We start from the raw sequence: 19,709 nt of genomic DNA on the forward strand, positions 1-19,709 counted from the left end.
CTCGCTCACGAGAGGTAGTCCGCGGTGCTGACGCATCCTCCCGCCTCCTGAAGCGTGGCGGCCGCGCGACAGCCCCGGATGGGCGTTCTCGGCAGGTGTTATATTGCGCGCGCATGCGCCCCGACCGATGAGCCAGAAAAATCAGTATCCGCGGATCGGCGCGCCATAGAACGACAACAACGACGGGCCCGTCGCGCCATCGGTACAGCCTCTTCGTGACCAGCGCCAGGCCCATGGGTCTATGCACCGAGGGGATCGACATGAACCGGGTCTATCGGCTGGTCTGGAGCCGTAGCTTGCGTGCTCCGCAAGTGGTATCCGAACGCACGAAGGCGTCACACGGCGGGGCCGACGCCGGTCATGGCGCCACGCCCGCGCACCGCCGCGCTTCCATCGCTTCCATCGTTTCCATCGGCGTGTCGCTCGGCCTGGCCGGTGCGGCTGTCCCGGGCTGGGCCGTCACGTGCTCTGCCGGCACCATCGCGAATTGCAGCGCCCCCGGCGGCGACGGCATCCCGGACCGAAGCGGCAACGGCGGCAGCGGTAACGGCGGTGGCGGGGGTTCCTCCACGTTGGGCGGAGGCTCCGCCACGGTCCAGGTTCCCGGCGGCGCCACGTCGGGCGGGACAGGCGGCACCGGCGCGACGAACGACAGCGGTCAGGGCGGCCCCGGCGGTGCGCCCGCGGTGGTGCTCGCCGGCGATGCGGTGATCAACGCGAACGCGCAAGGCGGCGCAGGTCAGTCCTTCGATGGATTCAATTTTGCCGGCGGCGCCGGCGGCGGTGGCGCGGGCGTGTATTCGACCGGCACGAGCGTGACCGTCGGCAACGGCGTGACCGTGCAGGGCGGCACCGGCGGGAATGGCGGGGCCGGCACGTCGGGTCCTGCGTCGAACGGCGGCGGTGGCGGCGGCGGAGGCGGTGGGCTGGTCATGGTGATACCGGCGGGCGAGGTGACGAACCAGGGGGCGCTCGTCGGCGGAAACGGTGGCAACGGGGGCGGCGGCGGAAACCCGGGTGGCGGCGGTGGCGGCGGCGACGGGCTGCTGACCTTGGGGCCCGGTTCGCAGGTGACCAATCTCGGGACCATCGTCGGTGGTGTGGGCGGCGTCGGCGGCGGCGGCGCAAGCACGGCCGGCGCCAGCGGCGCGGGCGTCAACCTCGCTGGCGGCTTCACCGTGCTGGTCAACGTCGGCATGATCGGCGGCGGCGCCGGCAACGGCGGGGCCGCCGGCGCCGGTGTCATCGCCAATGGCAGCGATGTCGTCGTCAACGGCGGCACGATCGCGGGCGGCTTGTACGCGGACGGCGTGACGCGTGCGGCAGCCATCCGTTTCAACGGCACGAACAATACGCTGCAGTTGGTCACCGGGTCCAACATCGTCGGTAGCCTCGAGGTGGCGGCCGGGGCGACGACCACCATCACCGCGGGCTCCGCGGGGCTCTCGTTGTCCAACCAGGTCACGCTCGGCGATGCCGCCTCCCGCGTGACCTTCGATTCCACCACGACCGACCTCGTGGTGTCAGGCGTGGTATCCGGGGCGGGCAACGTGGCCGTGCGCGGTGGCCGAACGATCACGCTGACGGGAGACAACACCTATACCGGCGGCACGACGATCAGCGCCGGCACGCTGCAGATCGGCAGTGGCGGCACCACGGGCTCCGTCGTCGGGGACATCGTCGACAACGGCACGTTGGCGTTCAACCGCAGCGACACGGTGTCGTATGGCGGCACCATCAGCGGGACGGGCAACCTCGTGCAGGCGGGAAGCGGCACGCTCGCGATAGCCGGCGCTGCCGGCTATGCGGGGAGCACCGCCATCAATGCCGGCACGCTCGCGCTGATCGGCGCGGGCAGCATTGCCGCTTCCAGCGGCGTCGTGAACAACGGCACGTTCGATATCTCGGGGACGACCGCCGGCGCCACGATCAATGCGCTGACCGGCACGGGCACGGTCGCGCTGGGCGGCCGGACGCTGACGCTCGCCAATGCGGCCGGCACGTTCAGCGGCGCCATTGGCGGCACGGGCGGGCTGACCGTGGCGGGCGGCACGCAAACGCTGTCGGGTGCCAACGGCTTTACCGGCGCAACGTCGATCAACGCCGGCACGCTGGCGTTGACCGGTTCGGGCAGCGTCGCCGCGTCCAGCGGCGTCGTCAACAACGGTACGTTCGATATCTCGGGGACGACTGCGGGGGCGACGATCAATACGCTCACCGGGACGGGCACGGTTGCGCTGGGCGGCCGCACGTTGACGCTGGCCAGTGCAGCCGGCACGTTCAGCGGCGGCATTGGCGGCAGCGGCGGGCTCACCGTGGCGGGCGGCACGCAAACGCTGTCGGGCGCCAACGGCTTTACCGGCGCAACATCGATCAACGCCGGCACGCTTGCGCTGACCGGTTCGGGCAGCGTCGCCGCGTCCAGTAGCGTCATCGACAACGGCACGTTCGACATCTCGGGGACAACCGCCGGCGCCACGATCAACGCGCTCACCGGCACGGGCACGGTTGCGCTGGGCAGCCGCACGCTGACGCTCGCCCATGCAGCCGGCACGTTCGGCGGGACCCTCGACGGGACGGGCGCACTGACCGTCGGCGGCGGGACGCAAACACTGTCGGCGGCGAATGCCTACACGGGCGCCACCACGGTCAATGCCGGCACGCTGGCGCTGACCGGCGCCGGCAGCATTGCCGCCTCGAGCGGCGTCGTCAACAACGGCACGCTGGACATCTCGGCGACCACTTCCGGCGCCACGATCAACGCGCTCACCGGCACGGGCACGGTCGCGCTCGGCAGCCGCACGCTGACGCTCGCCCATGCATCCGGCACGTTTGGCGGCACCGTCGGCGGCAGCGGCGGGCTGACCGTGGCGGGCGGTACGCAAACGCTGTCCGGCGTGAACACCTATACAGGGGCGACGACGGTCAACGCGGGCACGCTCGCGTTGTCGGGCGCCGGGCGGCTGGGGGCGTCCACGTCGGTCGCGCTGGCCGGCCCCGTGGCCGCGCTCGACCTGTCCGCGGCCGGCAGCCAGACGGTCGCGCATCTGTCCGGCGTGGCAGGCAGCCGCGTGATGCTGGGCGGCAGCGCGCTCACGCTGTCCGACGACTCGTCGCAGACATTCAGCGGCAGTCTCGTCGGCACCGGCGGCTTGGTCAAACGAGGCGCGGGCATGCTGACGCTGAACGGTGTCAGCAACGCGTTTTCCGGAACGACGACGGTGGCGGGCGGCACGTTGGCCGTCGGCGACGCGGCGAATGCCGGCGCGGTGCTCGGTGGCAATGTCGTGGTGAATCCGCTCGGCGCGTTGCGCGGCCACGGCACGATATCGGGCGACGTCGGCAGTAGCGGCGTGGTCGCGCCGGGCGGCTCGATCGGAACGCTGTCCGTGGGCGGCAACTATACGCAGGCGGCCGGCGGCACGCTGTCGATCGAGGTCAGCCCGACGGAGGCATCGCAACTGCGCGTAGGCGGTGCCGCGACGCTCGACGGCGCGTTGGCCGTTCTGTTCGATCCCGGCACCTATACGTCCCGCCGCTACACCGTGCTGAGCGCGGCCAACGGCGTGACGGGTCAATTCGCGAAGGTCGTCACCACCACGGCCGGCGCGAATCTCGGCGCGCTGCAACCGTCGGTGAACTACGGCGCCAACGCGGTCGACCTGCTGCTCGCCGAGCCGACCGGCCCCGGTACGCCGGCCGGCCCGACGATCATCGCGCCGACCAGGACGTCGATCTATACGGCGCTCGGCACGACGGCCTTGCTGCAGGCGCAGAGCGCCAGCTCGACGCTGCTCGGGCGTCTGGCGGCTCCGGAGGATGACGCGGCCGGCGCCAGCAACGTGTGGGCCGTTGCCAGCGGGTCCAGCACCAAGGTGGGCGGCACGAGCGGCGCGCCGGGCTTCCTCACGCACGCGTATGGGTTCCTGGCGGGCGGGCAGGGACGGCTCGGCGACGCCACGGTCGGTGCGGCCGGCGGCTACACGCACACCGCGTTGTCCGAAGACACGACAGGCGCATCGGGCGCCATCGACACGCTGCGCGTCATGTTGTACGGCGCGCAGCCGATCGGCGCGGTCAACCTGTCGGCCACGCTCGGCTACGGTCTCGATTTCCTGTCGCAGAAACGGCCATTCGGTAGCGCGGGTACCGCCGAAGGCGACCATCTCGGCCACGAATTCACCGCCGCCACGCAGGCCAGCCTGCCGATGGCGGCCGGCGGCTTCCGGTTCGCGCCGCACGTCGGGCTGCGGTATGCGTACGTGCGCGGCAGCGGCTTCGGGGAGGACGGCGCCAACGGCCAGAACCTGCACGTCGGCCCCGACAACGCGAGGAGCCTCCAGCCGTACGTGGGTGTATCGCTCGACAAGGCGTTCGGCGATGCCGTGCGCCCGGTCGACGTCCAGCTTCGCGTCGGCTATGCGCACGAGGTGCTGCGCGGCCGCCGCGTGGTCCAGGTGCAGAGCCAGGACGGGACCGTGTTCGCGGCGGCGGGTGCCGATCTGCCGCGCTCGTTCCTGACCACGGGCGTCAGCGTCACGCTGCAGGCCGCCAAGACGACCACGGTATCGCTCGGGCTGGATGCGACGATCGATACGGGCCATGTGTCGGCGCAGTCGGCATATGTGCGGGTCAATTCCAGGTTCTGACCGCATGGGAACGGCGATGGTGAAACGGGTCTTGGTTCGAAGCGAAGAAGCGGGCCAGCAAAACTGTGACGCCGTCGGGCGTGCCCGAGCGGCTCGGTCCTGTCGACGGGCTTGCTCGCGATCCATTGATGTGACGGGTTGTCGTCGTATTCAATCGATCGATTGACCGACGCAAATTCCCTATGACAAAGACACACATCGGAAATCGCACGATCGCAGGTGCGCGCGCCGGCCGCCCACTTTCTGTGTGCTTTGCCCTCCTGACCGTATTGAGTCTATGCCCGCCATTCGGCAGCGTGCATGGGCAGCCACCAGATGAAGCGGCATCGGCCTCGCGCGTCGAATCCCGATTCCCGGCGAGCCTGACTGCAACGCAGGCACTGCAAGGCATGCTCGAGCTGATTCAGGGCAGCCATCGCGCGACCGACATCACGCCCGAAACGGTGCACCGTCTCTTTGGCGTGCAGACCCAAGCGTTGGGCCAAGACGAATTCGGCTACGGCCAACGCCTGCAAGGTAACTGGGCGTTCAGCCTCCAACGGCTGACGCGCGGGGATACAGGCCCGCGCATGGATCTGATCTTTGACCCGATTCCCGGAACACCGGCTTCCCCGCTGCCGGCGACATGCGAGCCGGATTTCGCGCGGTTCACGGGCGCACTGGAGTCCATGGGATTCAGGCGCCAATCGCGCTATGGCGAACACGGCCGCCGGATCTCCGATGTCTTCGAACGGCAAGGCATGTCCGTGGAGGTATTCCCGCTCAGGGCGTCTGCCGACAATGGCGAACCGCTCGGCCCGACCTGCGTAAAAATGGTGCTGGTGCGATAGGGCCATCTGTTTGCACGCCGCGCACGCGAACACCGCGCGGGCCACACGCGTGCCGCGCCGGTGTTGCACGGCAGAATCATTTTCCGTTGAATTTTCCGTTGATCCACGGTGCGCTTGCCGATGCCCGACCAGGCCGGCAGCGATCGGGCGCCCCGTCCGACGCAGCGCCAAATTGCCTCGCATCGTCCGTCGAGACGATTCTCACCGCTTCATTCCATTACCGGCCGCGTGCGCCGTATCGGCGTTGTAACGTTTTGAGGTCGGTTTTCCCGTGCCGGATGCTCGACATCGCCGCTGGCCGTCCCGACAACGCAGTTGCGAGACTGGCACGGTGTTCGCTTCACCGGGGGCGGTAGGAACGATAGTCGCCATGCACTCCTGATCGTCCGACGAATCGACGCGCATGCGTCGCGGGGCGCCCGAAACACGGCACGTTCGCTCTGCGCCGCCAGCCGATGGCGCGCCCCGATTCGGACGCAGACCGCTCGATCACGATGAGCGCAACGCGCAGGCCGTGACGAGTCGCGCATCGGCTGTCATCCCACCTCCTACGGGGAGAGAAAAAATGTCGGCCAAGTCAATCCGGACCCTACGAGCGTTTCTGATCGTCTTTTCCGTTTGCCTGATGACATTGGCACCCGGGCGGGCGAGCGCACTGTCGAACCAGTTGCTGTTGCTGCTGCCGGACAACTTCACGCTGCCGGACCCGCGTGTGTCCGCGTGGCTCGATTCCGCGTCGGAGGAGGGGCTGCAGATCTCGCTGATCAGCGACACGCAGTTCAAGCAGGGCGGCGCGTCGCTGCAGCAGTACCAGGGGCTCATCCTGCCCGACCAGGTGCATACGGTCGCCGACGACACGCTCGTGACCGCGATCCAGAACTACGCATTGAACGGCGGGCGCGTGATGCTCGTCTATGATTTCGGCGTACTGAACGCGACGGGTTTCTATCCGGCCGGGCAATCGCGCTTCAGCTCGATGGCCGGCGTCAACTACGTGCTCTACGACACGCTCGGCGGCAACATGATCGGCCTCGGCAACGTGACCGGCATGAGCAGCACGTTGCGCGCGCTACAGATTCCTCCGGGGAAGTCGATGGCATGGCCGGGCTCGACGACGGCCGCGACCGCGTTGGCCGCAACCGCGTCGACGCCGTCGACCGGCTCGACGACGAACCCGCTGCTCTACCTGCAGCCGAGCCCGTCGAACCCGGGCGGGCTTGCCGGTTACAACCATCAGGCGTATTTCACGTACAAGACGGTGAACGGGCGCATGACCGGCGTGCCGCTGAATCTCGGGCGCGTGTCGGCCGGTGCAAAGGTCCGGTCCGGATCGTATGCGCCGACCTCGACGATGCTGTCGCCGGTATCGACGGCGACGAATGGCGCGACGTCGCTCGCGAGCGCGTCGCCCGCCGCGGCGACCGACGTGCTCGAAGGCATCTCCGGCTACGTATACGGCTTCCTCACCTATCCGAGCTACGTCACGCAAGGCACGTATACCGGCACGACGCTGCTGACGTCGCCGAACTTCGGGCTCGTCGCCGGCTATCAGGCGTATGGAAACGGCGGCGTGATGTTCGTCAACCTGCCGCTCGCGTATCTCGACGGGCAAACCGACGGCATGCCGATCCACGGCTTCCTGCATTACTTCACGACGAACATCCTGTCGATGCCGCACCTGTCGCTGCAGCCGCGCGCGCAGGCCGGGATGGTGCTGAACTGGCACTTCTGTGCGCGAGACCAGATTCAGCCGGCGCAGTACCTGAAGAATTACGGCGTCTGGAACAGCGGCCCGTATTCGATCGTGATGACGGCTGGCCCTGACGACGTGACGATCGGCGACGGTCTCGGCATCAATCTGACGAACAATACGCAGGCGAAGCAGCTGGTCGCGTTCCTGCTCAAGCGCGGGCACAAGATCGGCAGCCACGGCGGCTGGGCGCACGACTACTGGGGGGCGAACGCCAGCGAAACCAACGCGAGCACGTTCACGCAGTATCTGGTGCTGAACCACAATGCGGTGCAGTCGGTGACGGGCAAGCCGGACGTCGAGTGGGCGGCCCCGGAAGGCAATACGCCGACGTGGTCGGTGAACTGGCTCGAAGCGAACGGCTACTCCGGCTACTACTTCACCGGCCATACCGGCAACGCGCAAACGCGTGCGTATCGCAACGGCTCGCTGCCGAATCCGGGCATCTGGGCGTTTCCGGTGATGCCGTTCGGCAAGTATGCGACGTTCGAAGAGTTCCAGGAGTTCGCGGTGCCGACGACGGACGTCCAGGACTGGTACATGTCGCTGATGAATTTCGTCGTCGCGAACCGCACGAGCCGGTTGATCTACATGCACCCGCTCGGCGCGTCGTGGTATCCGAACGTCGTCACGGCGATTCTCGGCTACGCCGCGTCGCTGGCGACGACCGGCCAGTTCAAGTGGTTCACGATGGATCAGCTCACGCAGTTCGACCGGCGCCGCCTGCTCGTGAACTGGACGGCGACCGATACCGGCACGAGCTGGACGTTCAGCGCGACGCAGCCGACCAGTCTGCAGGACATGACGTGGCTGTTGCCGAAGAGCACGTACCAGTTGCCGAGCGTGAAAAGCGGCAGCGCGACGGTCGTGAGCACCGATCCGGTCAACTGGCTGGTCATCGCGGGTTCGGGCAAGTCGCTGTCGTTCACGAGCGCCAAGGTGCACTGATGCGCGCCGGCTCCTTAGTCAACGGGGAACACCATGAAGCAAGCGTTGTTTGCGCGTGTGCTGTGCATGCTGGCCGTATCGGCGAGCATCGCGGCGATGGCCGGCGTGTCGGTCGCCCAGTCCGCGCATCGAGCGCCGAGCGGGTTTGCACGGCCGCCGCTCCATCTGCATGGATCCGCGAAACGGAATCCGGTGGGCCTGTCGCCGCAGCAGATTCGCCGCTTCTACGGATTCGACGCGTTGCCGGCGCGCGGCTACGGTGGCGACGATCAGGTCATCGCGATCGTCGATGCGTACGACAATCCGAACGTCGAGGCCGATCTGCGCTCGTTCAGCCGCACGTTCGGCCTGCCGCCGTGCGCGTCGCCGCGCTGCTTCACGAAGGTGTACGCGACAGCCGACAAGCGGCCGCCGCCGCCCGACGCACTGTGGGCACTCGAGAGTTCGCTCGACGTGCAGTGGGCGCACGCGATCGCGCCGAATGCGCGGATCGTGCTGGTCGAAGCCGCCTCGAGTTCGCTCGATGACCTGATGAGCGCGGTCGCGCTCGCGACGCGTCCGGCACCCGGCGGGGTCGGCGCGAAGGTCGTGTCGATCAGTTGGGGGAGCGGCGAGTTCCTGGCCGAAACGCAATTCGACGGACAGTTCGCCAGCGCGAACGGTGTGTCGTTCGTCGCCGCATCCGGCGACGGCGGCAACGGGGTCGACTACCCGGCGGCCTCGCCGTACGTGCTGAGCGTCGGCGGCACGTCGATCGCAACCGATGCGAGCGGCGCCTATGTCGACGAAACGGCGTGGGCCGGCAGTGGCGGCGGACAGAGCGCCGTCGAGACGGCGCCGACGTATCAGTCGAACTTCGGGCTGCCGTCGGACAGCCTCGGGCTGCGCGGCCTGCCCGACGTCGCCTATGACGCCGACCCGGCATCCGGCTTCGCGGTCTACGATTCGTACGGCTATGCGGGGCAGAGCGGGTGGTTCGTCGTCGGCGGCACGAGCGCGGGCGCACCGCAATGGTCCGCGTTGATCGCGATCGCGAACAGCGCGCGCATCGCGCGCGGCAAGACGACGCTGAACGCGGTGAGCACGATCCAGAGCGTGCTGTACGGGCTCGCGTCGAGCGCCTACGCGACGAACTTCCGCGACATCGTCGGCGGCTCGAACGGCGCATGCGGGACGCTGTGCACCGCGGCAACCGGATACGACTACGTAACCGGCCTCGGGCGCCCGATGGCCGCCAATCTGGTTCAGGCATTGATCGCCGCGCCGTGACACGGGGATGGCCGTAGAAGAGGGCAGGCGGGCCCCTTTACCCGACGCCGCCTGATCGCCATCAGCTCATCGCGAGATCGTGGTTGCCCAGGTGAGCGCTCATTGCCGTCGGCGCGGCCCGGACGCGATCGATCGCACGCGTTTCGGACGGACGCCCGAGTCCCGGGCGCGGCAGTGGGACGATGCAAAGGGACGGCCCTTCGGCTTGAATAACGTTTCCGCGACAAGCGGCGCGCATCGGGCCGCATCGACCTACGCCGTGGGCGCAACCGATGCGCCGCTGATCTTGTGCCGCGCGAGCGCCTGAGCGATGAACCCGGACGCCTTCGCTTCCTCGACGAATACCCGCAACGTCTCGGCCGCCGCCGCCCCGCGGCGCTTCGGCAAACCCATCGCCTGACGGATCACCATGAATCGCTCATCGAGCAAGCGCAGGCCAGGGACTTGACGTGCATCTGACTCGAGCTGTTGCTTCACGCCGGCGGCGACTTCCAGGCCTTCATCGACGAACGTTCGGACGACCGTCGGGGATGTCCGTGCCCGCACGATCCGCGCATGCTTCAACTCGCGAGTGAGGAACAGGTCGTAAGCGCTTCCCTCGCCAACTGCCACGCGGATCGACGGCTGGTCGACATCGTCGTTGGTGCGAATCGACGATCCGTCGCGCACCATGTAATAGCCTTCGATCAACACGTACGGGTCGGTAAACGTGATGGTTTCTCCTCGTCGCGGATCGATTGCGAAGAAGCCGATGTCTGCCCGCTCGTCGCTGACCGCCTGGACGGACTTGCCCGCCGTATCGAACACCACCAGCTCAAGTTCCACCTCGAGCATGGCGGCAAAGGCGCGCGCCAGATCCACCGACACGCCGGTTGGTGCGCCTGACGGCTCCTTGCCCGCGAGAATGGGGTTCCCGAGATTGATCGATGCCCGCAGCTTGCCGGCAGGTGTGAATGCGCGAATGATGGATGGATCGGGTTTCATGTGGATAGCGTGAAGAACTGACATTCGTATGGGAGCACGGACCTTCAGCCGCAGACCCTCGCATCGCTGGACTTGCGTTGCGCCGATGCCCGGGGCCTCAGCAGTATCGCCACGGCCAGCACGCTGGCCAACGCGATACCGCCCGCGAGAAAGAATGCACTGAGGAACGTATGGCTTTCCTGTACGAGAAAGCCGGTTGCCGCCGGGCCGAGGATGCCCGCGCAGTTTGCGATCGCATGTACGCATCCGCCGACACTGCCGAGTTTCGGGCCGGGGATCGTGTCCTGAATCAGCGCCCAATAGGCGCTGCCGCTCAGATAAAGGGCAAACACGGCGACGGCCATCAACAGCAGCGCACCGAGCGTCGTGGTCACGGCGCCGGCCAGCGTGACGCATACGCCTGCCGTGCCGAGACAGCCGATCAATACCCGCTTGCGCGCAAGCAGTGCATTGCCCGTCCGGCGAAAGATCCGATCGGACAGCACGCCGCTCAGTCCGTAGCCGATGAATCCCAGCAGCCAGGGCAGCACCGTCGCGAGACTCATGCTTTTCAGACTCAGGTGACGGTCCATCGTCAGAAAGGTCGGGAACCAGGTGAGAAAGAAAAACAGGATGTAGCTGTAACCGAAGTACGAAATCATCGCCGCGACAATGACGGGCTGCTTGAGGTAGAAACCGAGCGGCTGCATGTCCGAAGGGCTTTCAGGCACGCTTCGGTCGGATTCGATCAGGCGGCGTTCGTCATCGGATACGCGTGCATGCTGGTGCGGCTTGTCGGTCGCCATGCACACCCAGAAAACCAGCCAGAGCAAGCCGAAACACGCGATTCCGGCGAACGCGACACGCCAGCCGTAAGCAGCCGTCAGCAGACCGACTACCGGCCCTGCAACCGCGCCGCCCAGCGGCAGACCGCAATTGGCGAAGCCGAATGCGGTCGCCGACTCCTTGTGCGGGAACCAGTTGTTCACGATCTTGTTGATCGTCGTCGCGAGCGGACCTTCGGCCATCCCGAACAGGGTGCGGATTGCCAGCAGCGATCCAAAACCGCCGGCAAGGCCGGTCGCGCCGCAGAGCAGCGACCAGGTCAGGACGGCCCAGGAGAAGACGCGTTTGCCGCCCCAGCGATCCGCGGCCCATCCGCCAATGAAATTGAATGCCGCGTAGCCGATGAAGAACGTCGAAAACAACAGCCCGAGACTGCCCGGCGACATGCGCAGTTCCCGCATGACGGCGGGTGCGGCGACGGACAGCGCCGCACGGTCGAGATAATTGATGAAGCCTGCGATGAACAGCAGCAGGACGATGCGCCATCGAATGTTTGTCACCTGTCGCTCCCTGGAGCTTGTTATGTGCTTGACGGCCGGGCGCTCGAACGCGCTGCCCGGTCCGTCGCCTGTCGGTGCGCAGTCGCGCCCCGGATTCGGAACCGCGCGAGCGTGGTGGGCCACGCTCGCGAACGAGGCCCTCAGCGCTGCGGATGCGAGATCGCTTCCAGCATGGCGAGCTGGGCCGCGCCGATATCGATGCCTTCCGCCAACTGGCGTTCCAGGCGACCGAGTTCGATCTCGCCGGGCACGATCACCGGCGCGTCCGGATGGGCGGGTTTGGAGCCGTGCAGGATCGCCGCATAGTCGGTCATATGCGTGGCGAGCCACGCGGTGCTGCCGAGTCGGGTCGTATCGATGAGAATGAAGAAGTGGCCGAGATTCTGCGGCTGTTCAGGATCGTCTTCCCACGACTTGACGTGCGTGAGATACGCCGCGCCGGAAAGCAATCCCGCGAACAGGTCGACCACCAGTGCGAGACCGTAGCCCTTGTGGCCGCCGATCGGCAGCAGAAAGCCATCGAGGGCGGCTTTCGGGTCGGTGGTCGGCTTGCCGTGCGCGTCGGTTGCCCAATCGCCGGGAATCGGTTCGCCGCGCTTGAGCGCGTTGCGAATCTTCGCACGTGCCGCGACGCTGATCGCCATGTCGAGCATGAACGGATGACCATCCGGGTTCGGGACACCAAAGCCGACGGGACTGTTGCCGAGGCGTGCGTCGGTGCCGCCCCACGGCGCAATCGTCGTTGTCGCGTTACTGCCGATGATGCTGGCGAACCCCTGCTGTGCGGCGAGGTACGAATAGGGTGAGACGGGGCCGAAGTGATTGCTGCCGCGCACGAACACACAGGCGATGCCGTGTTCGCGTGCAGCGGTCATCGCCAGATCGAGCGCGCGATGGCCGACGAGCGGGCCGATGCCGTTGTCGCCGTCGAGGCGGTGAAGCGCCGGCGCCACCTGTTCGGCGGTGATCGAAGGCTTGGGATTGATGCCGCCGATGCGCAGGCGGGCGCCGTACGACTCGACACGGCTCGTGCCGTGCGTACGCAAACCGAACAGGTCGGCAAGCACGAGGATCGCGGCGGTGTCCGTTGCGTCGGCGCGTGTCAGTCCGAGCGTGCAGAGTGCTTCGATGGTCAGCTCGGTCAGATGGGCCCGGGTGACGATGCCGGGGGTGGGAGTGGGCTGGGTCATGGAATGCGTTGTCTCCTTCGATTTGAAAACCGTGCGGTTCAAGCGGCTGCAAATAGCACGACGCTTGCGTTTCGCACATGATCGTGCAGGAGCGGTTCACGCAACAAACGCATATTTTCGTTCGATTGGTGCGTCGTGCGCACGAATCCAGCCCAACTGACGGATGCCCCACGAAGGCTTTGCCGTCCCGCCTGAGGCCGGCCCTGGCGCTTCGCCTATTCGGCAGCGCTTGCGGGCGGCACATCGGGCGAGCGCATTTCCGTCAACAGCTCAAGGAAGAAGCGGCCTGCGGAGGACAAACCGCGGCCGCGTCGCTGGATGACGCCCAGCGTTCGCCGGATCGGCGGATCGACGAGCGCGACGCTGGTCAGTGCCTTGTGCGGGCCGCGGGGCATGGCGAGCCTAGGCACGACACCGACTCCCAAGCCCGCTTCGATCAGGCTCACGAGCGCGGGCACATGGCGTACCTCGCAGAACCATTTGGGCCGGTCGGCGACGCCGGCCAGCGTTTCGTCGATGACCGCGCGATTGCCGCTGCCTTGTGCAATGGCCAGATACTCGAGGTGGGCGAGCTCCGCCCACGCGACGGATTTGCGCTTTGCGAGCGGATGACTGCGCGGGCAAGCGAGCACGAAAGGGTCATCGAGCAGCGGGGTGAATTCGATGTCCGGCTCTTCGGTGCCGACGTAAGTCAGACCAAAATCGGCTTCGCCACGCGCGACGGCGAGAAAGACCATCGACGACGGCTCGTCGATGAGACGAAGGCGAATGCCCGGGTAACGCTGATGGTAGGTCGCAATGGTTTCGGGAAGGAAGTAACGTACCGCCGACGGCACGCATGCGACCGTGAGTTCGCCGGTCATCTTGCGTGCAAGATCGTCGAACTCGAGCATCGAGTTGTCGACCTCGTTGAGGATACGGTGAGCGCGCTCGAGAAACCCGCGACCGACGATCGTCAGGTCCATCTTTCGCGTCGTTCGCTCGAACAGTCTGACGCCCAGCACCTCCTCGAGTTTTTCTATCCGGCGCGATAGCGCGGACGCCGATAGATGCAACGTGTCGGCCGCGGCGCGAAAGCTGCCCAGATCGGCTGTCGCGACAAAGGCCCGCAAGTCCGATATCTCGAAATTCATTTCGATGACCACCGCGATGGAAAAGGATGCTCAGTTTCGGCATACCGATGGGTGCTGTCAATTCGTGCGTATGGCACACGAATTCGCCGGCGCGATCGTCCTGTCTTGCGGCGCCCGGCGTGCCAGGCCATCCCGACTTGAATGACTCTTTCCAGATCCGCTGAAGCGCGCAAGCGAGTGATGTCGCGTGCCCGCGATATTCGCGCCTGAATTGCGACGGGCGCTCTGTCGAGCGTCCATGCAGAGATCCGGGCCACCCGCCAAACGGCTCGCGACAGTCCATGGAACGCGGGCCCGTCTGCTTTTCAACCGCCCGCTAGCCGTTTTCCGCACCGACAAACATCCCCCATTTTGAAGAGCACCTTCCTGCCGAGAGGGGCTAACAGCAGAAAATCGGCTCATTACACTGCGCCCGTCGCATCGCCGAGCAGCCTCGACGCGGCACCTACGCAGCGCGGAAGCGTTACGACCGGCAAACGAAAAAACCAGGGGGAAATCGTCATGAACAAGCGTTGGGGGATCGTCGCGCCCGCGGCCTTGCTTGCTGCAGCCGCACATGCGCAGAGCAGCGTAACTCTGTACGGCAAGATCGAGGACGGCATCAACTACACGAGCAACGCACGCGGCCACGGCACCGTGCAACTGCAAAGCGGCTATGACTACGGCAGCCGCTGGGGTATCAAGGGCACGGAAGACCTCGGTGCGGGCTACCAGGCGATCTTCACGCTCGAGAGCGGGTTCGACGTCAACACCGGCAAAATGAACCAGGGTGGTCGGGAGTTCGGCCGCCAGGCCTTCGTCGGCATCGCGTCGGATCGATACGGCACGCTGACGTTCGGTCGCCAGTACGATCCGAGCGTCGACCTCTTCTCGCCGCTCACCGCGAACGGCAACTGGACCGGCTACCTGTTCTCGCATCCGTACGACAACGACAATACCGACTACTCGTTCCGCGTGAATAACGCGGTCAAGTACGTGTCGCCGGTGTGGCACGGCGTGACCGCGGAGGCGATGTACGGGTTCAGCAATCAGGCGGGCGGCTTCGCGAACAACCGCCTGTATGGCGCCGCGCTGCAATACCAGCAGGGCGGACTGACGGTCGGCGCGTCGTATTTGAAGATCAACAACGCACGCAATGCCGATTCGACCGGGGCGATCACCGGCGACAACACGTTCGATGCGTCGTCGCAGCAGAACATCGGCATCGGCGTGAATTATGCGTTCTCGAATGCGCTCGTGGGATTCACGTATTCGCACGTCGACGTCTACGATCCGACTTCGAACGCGTATTTCACCGGTACGACGCAGCCACCGGGCGGCGCGTGGAAGTCGTGGAAGTTCGACAACTTCGAGGTGAACGGCCTCTATCACTTCACGACCGCGTTCTATGTCGGCGCGGCATACACGTACACCCAGGCCCGCGTCGCGTCGACGGTCGGTGCGTTCAATCCGAAGTGGCATCAACTGAGCACGAAGGTGAATTACGACTTGTCGAAACGCACGTCGGTGTTCGTGGAGGGCGTCTATCAGCATGCGATGAACGCCCACACGGCGACCGACTTCGACTACGCGTACATTCCGGGCGCCGCCGATATCTCGTCAGGCCCGAATCAATATGTCGCGCGTATCGCGCTGCTGCATCATTTCTGACGCCAATGCCGTTCGCGGAGGCCGCATGGATCCGCGAACGCGGCTTGTGCGCCGGCACGTGCCCCGATTCGACAGAACTCGCCGGCGTGTCGCCCGCAGCGTTCCGCAGCGCCGTGCGCAATCAAAGCGGAAGCACGGATGTCTGCTTGATCTTCTGCATCGGAATCTCGGTCTTCACGCTCTGCACGCCTTCGATCCGGGTCAGGTGGTCGATCTGGAGTTGCCGATAGGCGTCGATATCGGCGGTCACGACACGCAGCAGGCAATCGCAATCGCCCGCCATCAGGTGGCACTCGAGCACCTGTGGAAGACGTTGAACCGCCGCGGTGAAACGGTCGACGGTTTTCGCGTCCTGGCTCGTCAGCCAGATGCGGACGAACACGGTCAAGCCCGCGCCGATCTTCGATGCATCGAGCAGCGCCGCGTAGCGCTGGATGACGCCGGCCTGTTCCAGCTGCTTGACTCGACGCAGGCACGGCGACGGCGACAAGCCCACTTTCTGCGCCAGTTCCGCGTTCTGGATTCGCCCGTCTTCCTGGAGCACTTTCAGAATGCGACGATCCATTTCGTCCAGTTCGATGACGGCCATTGGTGCGACCTATTCGGTTGAGGCACGCGGTGCCCGGGTTTTCGGTTTTTGAGGCATGGAATTGCCAAACCGCGTCCATCTTAAGGCGAACACGCAACCTGAAATTATTTTTTCTACGATAAATTTTTGCCCGTAGCAGCCGGGACGGTCCCGCTGCCGATCAAGGGGCAAACGATGAGCACCGATTCCGTCCAGCACTTCGAATTCGAAAAAAATCCTCACTCCGTCGCGGCGGCCGAGCGCGCCGCGCTGCTCGCCAATCCCGGTTTCGGCCGGGTCTTCACGGATCACATGGTGACGATCCGGTACTCGGCGGACGAAGGGTGGCATCACGCGAAAATCGGGCCGCGCGAATCGTTCCGGTTCGATCCGGCGACGCTCGTGCTGCACTACGCGCAGGAAATCTTCGAGGGCTTGAAAGCCTTTCGGCTGCCGGACGGCGGCGCGGCGTTGTTCCGTCCCGATGCGAATGCGCGGCGCTTTCGTCATTCGGCCGAGCGGCTCTCGATGGCGCCGTTGCCGGAGGCGATGTTCGTCGAATCGGTCCGTGCGCTCGTCCGGGCCGATCGCGACTGGATGCCGGCGTTCGACGGCGCGGCGCTGTATTTGCGGCCGTTCATGATCGCGACGGAGGCGGTGCTCGGCGTGAAGCCGTCGCCGGAGTACCTGTACTGCGTGATCGCGACGCCGGTCGGCGCGTACTTCAAGAGCGGCACGTCGGGCGTGACGCTGTGGGTGTCGGAGCAGTACACGCGGGCGGCGCCGGGCGGCACCGGCGACGCGAAATGCGGCGGCAACTATGCGTCGAGCCTGGCCGCACAGGCGGAGGCGACCCGCGAGGGCTGCGAGCAGGTGGTGTTTCTCGATGCGGTCGAACGCCGCTGGATCGAGGAACTGGGGGGAATGAACGTGTTCTTCGTGTTCGACGACGGGTCGATCCAGACGCCGCCGCTGAACGGGACGATTCTGCCGGGCATCACGCGCGCGTCGTTGATCACGCTGGCCCGCGATCTGAACTACACGGTGCGGGAAGAGGGCTACACGATCGAGCAGTGGCAGGCGGATGCGCGCAGCGGCCGACTGGTCGAGGCGTTCGCGTGCGGCACGGCGGCGGCCGTGACGGCGATCGGCCGGGTGAAGGGCCGTGCGTACGACTTCACGATCGGCGACGGTGGCGCGGGGCCGGTCACGTCGCGCCTGAAAGCGGCACTGCTCGATATCCAGAACGGGCGCGCAGCCGATCGCCACGGCTGGGTGGACCGCGTGTTTTGAGTTCGGCACGGCGGCCGTCGCGTCTTGCGGCGGCCGTCCTGAAAGCCGCGGCCGGCATGCCGGCCGGAACCAGACGCATGGCCTCCTGGAATGTTTCGATCATGTCAGTTGTTTCGTTGTCACGCGCCATTGACCGCCTGTTCGTTGTCGACCTCGGTCTTCATCGACTGCTGGGCGGTGCACGCGCCGCACTGGCGAGCGTGCTTGCCGGCGCGCTCGCCATTGCATCGGCGCTTCATCTCGGTTTGGCGATCACCACCGGCGCCGTGGGCATCCTGTTCGCGATGATCGCGCCACTCTTCCTGCGCGATGTTCGCCGGCCGGACTGGTATGAATCGCTTGTGTGGCAATACGGCGTCGCCTGCGCAAGTTTCGCCGCGGCCGCCGTCGCGAGCGCGTGGCCAGCCGTCGGCAAGGCGGGTTTCGTGATCGTGCTGTTCTGTTCGATGTTGTGCCAGACCCAAGGGCCGCGCACGATCGGATGTGCGTTCCTGGCGATCGCGATGTACTACCTCGGCCTCTATCTGCATCCGGCCGCGTCGCAGGTGGGCCATATGCTGGCGATGTCGATCGCGGGCCCGGCGGGTGTCGTGCTCGTCTGCCGGATGCTGTTGCCGACGCATGCGGCGCACACGCCCCGGCTCATCGCGCGCTCGGTATCGCTGCAAGCGGCATGCATCGCACGAAGCGACGTGTCGGACGCGGGCGCGCTGGATGCGATGGCGCATTTGCTCGCATTGAACGAAGCCGCCATCGCGCTCGAGCATCACGCGTCGACACTCGACGAGCGCGACGCGCGTGCCTTGCACGCCGCGCTCGTCGCATTGGAGATCGCCGCGGCCCGGCGCGTGCTCAAGCACGACCGGACGGATGCCGCCGCCGCGGCGCTACGCGCGGCGATGGCGCGCTTCGATAGCGTCGCCGGCGAAGTGGCGGCGCGCATGACCGCCGCACGTTCGCCCGCGTCGCCGCGGCATGCGCGGGCGCTTCGGTGGGGCGCCGACTGGCGCACGCTTGCATGGTTACCGGCGATCCGCGCCGCGGCGGCTGCGTGCGCCGCGATGTTGATTGGCGAGACGCTGTCGTCGGAGCGGTGGATGTGGGCGGTGCTCAGCACGTTCGTCGTGTTCTTTGGCACGTATTCGTGCGCGGACACGATCTATCGCGGCACGCAACGCGTCGCCGGTACGCTCGCCGGCGCGCTCGCGAGCGTACTCGTCGTCAGCGCCGTTCATCATGCGAATGCACTCGTGGTCGTCGTCATGGGCGTGTGTGTGTTCGCCTGGGCGTACCACATCCTGCACGCCTACGGGCGCGGCGTATTCTTTCTGACGGTGCTGATCGGCCTCGTCTATGCGCAACTGGGGTTCGAGATCGGCGCGCTGGCGGAACTGCGTATCGGCGAGGTATTGATCGGCTGCGCGGTTTCGCTCGCGGCGGCGATGCTGGTGATGCCGCTGGCGGCGTCCCGCCACATCGCGACGCGCTCGCACGGCCTGTTGGCCGCGCTGCGCGAACTCGTGCACGCGCGCGACGACGGCACACGGCCGGAGGCGGCGCAGACGCGTGCGGTCGATCGCCGTTTTCACGAGGTGCGGATGGCGATCAGGCCGTTGGCCGCGTGGCGCATGCTCCGTGTCTCCGGCGATGCGCGACGGTTGTCGGACACGCTGCTGGTCTGCTGGCTGTACGGCCGGATCGTGGCGACGCTTCTGCCCGTTGAAGCCGGCGCTCCGGCTGTCGCCTTCGAGCGGCGTACGCGCGCAGCCATCGTCACGCGAATCGAGGCGTTGATGAGCGATGCGGATCACGGCCGATCGATGCCGCTCGATGCGGCTGCGAGTGTCGGGCACGGAACGCTCGCGATATCCGGCGATCTTTCGTTGCCGCCCCATCGGGAACTGGCCCGGCTCGATGTCAAGTTGACCGAACTCAACCGCGCATTCGAAGATGCGCTGTTCGAAAAAAACATGGGCGAGGAGCGGTGGCGGAAATAACCGCAGCGCTCGCATCACGCGCCCGTCGAGTGCCGGCACGTGTTCGGGTTCGGCAGGAATCGGCTGATCTCGCGCGACGGGCTACCGACTTGCGACCGTTGGCGGTACCCGCCATCCGCCAAC

General features: G+C 66.4%; 12 protein-coding genes. 7 read left to right on the forward strand and 5 right to left on the reverse strand.

The annotated features are described in order from the left end of the window. Positions 1–260 precede the first annotated feature (260 nt). The 4 genes from AC3IFE_RS06575 (at position 261) to AC3IFE_RS06590 (ending at position 9,446) form a co-directional block, all read left to right on the forward strand. The gene (locus AC3IFE_RS06575) at positions 261–4,649 is read left to right on the forward strand and encodes an autotransporter domain-containing protein (protein ID WP_489189961.1); all 4,389 of its coding nucleotides are present in this window, start codon (positions 261–263) and stop codon (positions 4,647–4,649) included. Between the two features lie 182 nt (positions 4,650–4,831). Further along, complete coding sequence (locus tag AC3IFE_RS06580) at positions 4,832–5,479, forward strand: hypothetical protein (RefSeq protein WP_489189962.1); 648 nt, start codon at positions 4,832–4,834, stop codon at positions 5,477–5,479. A gap of 565 nt (positions 5,480–6,044) precedes the next feature. After that, positions 6,045–8,177, forward strand: coding sequence for a polysaccharide deacetylase family protein (locus tag AC3IFE_RS06585; protein WP_489189963.1), 2,133 nt, complete (start codon positions 6,045–6,047; stop codon positions 8,175–8,177). A 33-nt stretch (positions 8,178–8,210) separates the two neighbouring features. Beyond that, the gene (locus tag AC3IFE_RS06590; protein ID WP_489189964.1) at positions 8,211–9,446 is read left to right on the forward strand and encodes a S53 family peptidase; all 1,236 of its coding nucleotides are present in this window, start codon (positions 8,211–8,213) and stop codon (positions 9,444–9,446) included. A 252-nt stretch (positions 9,447–9,698) separates the two neighbouring features. Here AC3IFE_RS06590 and AC3IFE_RS06595 read toward each other — a convergent pair whose 3' ends face one another. The 4 genes from AC3IFE_RS06595 to AC3IFE_RS06610 all read right to left on the reverse strand — a co-directional run bounded on the left by AC3IFE_RS06595 (position 9,699) and on the right by AC3IFE_RS06610 (position 14,078). Then, positions 9,699–10,430: an ABC transporter substrate-binding protein gene (locus tag AC3IFE_RS06595; RefSeq protein WP_489189965.1), complete on the reverse strand. Its 732-nt coding sequence runs from the start codon at positions 10,428–10,430 to the stop codon at positions 9,699–9,701. Between the two features lie 44 nt (positions 10,431–10,474). After that, the gene (locus tag AC3IFE_RS06600; RefSeq protein WP_489189966.1) at positions 10,475–11,755 is read right to left on the reverse strand and encodes an MFS transporter; all 1,281 of its coding nucleotides are present in this window, start codon (positions 11,753–11,755) and stop codon (positions 10,475–10,477) included. A 140-nt stretch (positions 11,756–11,895) separates the two neighbouring features. Continuing rightward, positions 11,896–12,945: an Ldh family oxidoreductase gene (locus AC3IFE_RS06605; RefSeq protein WP_489190149.1), complete on the reverse strand. Its 1,050-nt coding sequence runs from the start codon at positions 12,943–12,945 to the stop codon at positions 11,896–11,898. A 215-nt stretch (positions 12,946–13,160) separates the two neighbouring features. Next, positions 13,161–14,078 carry a LysR family transcriptional regulator gene (locus tag AC3IFE_RS06610; RefSeq protein WP_489189967.1) on the reverse strand — a complete coding sequence of 306 codons (918 nt, stop codon included), beginning with the start codon at positions 14,076–14,078 and terminating at the stop codon, positions 13,161–13,163. 501 nt (positions 14,079–14,579) lie between these two features. Between AC3IFE_RS06610 and AC3IFE_RS06615 the strand changes: the two genes are divergently transcribed. Next, positions 14,580–15,728, forward strand: coding sequence for a porin (locus AC3IFE_RS06615; RefSeq protein WP_489189968.1), 1,149 nt, complete (start codon positions 14,580–14,582; stop codon positions 15,726–15,728). A 121-nt stretch (positions 15,729–15,849) separates the two neighbouring features. Here AC3IFE_RS06615 and AC3IFE_RS06620 read toward each other — a convergent pair whose 3' ends face one another. Next, on the reverse strand, positions 15,850–16,308 hold the full coding sequence (locus tag AC3IFE_RS06620) for an Lrp/AsnC family transcriptional regulator (RefSeq protein ID WP_489190150.1): 459 nt from the start codon (positions 16,306–16,308) through the stop codon (positions 15,850–15,852). Positions 16,309–16,491: 183 nt separating this feature from the next. Between AC3IFE_RS06620 and AC3IFE_RS06625 the strand changes: the two genes are divergently transcribed. Together AC3IFE_RS06625 and AC3IFE_RS06630 are read left to right on the forward strand one after the other, a co-directional pair. Then, positions 16,492–17,589, forward strand: coding sequence for a branched-chain amino acid aminotransferase (locus tag AC3IFE_RS06625; protein WP_489189969.1), 1,098 nt, complete (start codon positions 16,492–16,494; stop codon positions 17,587–17,589). Positions 17,590–17,690: 101 nt separating this feature from the next. After that, positions 17,691–19,586, forward strand: coding sequence for an FUSC family protein (locus tag AC3IFE_RS06630; RefSeq protein WP_489190151.1), 1,896 nt, complete (start codon positions 17,691–17,693; stop codon positions 19,584–19,586). Positions 19,587–19,709 lie beyond the last annotated feature (123 nt).

The sequence above is a fragment of the Burkholderia sp. APQ4-4ca genome (assembly GCF_057837105.1).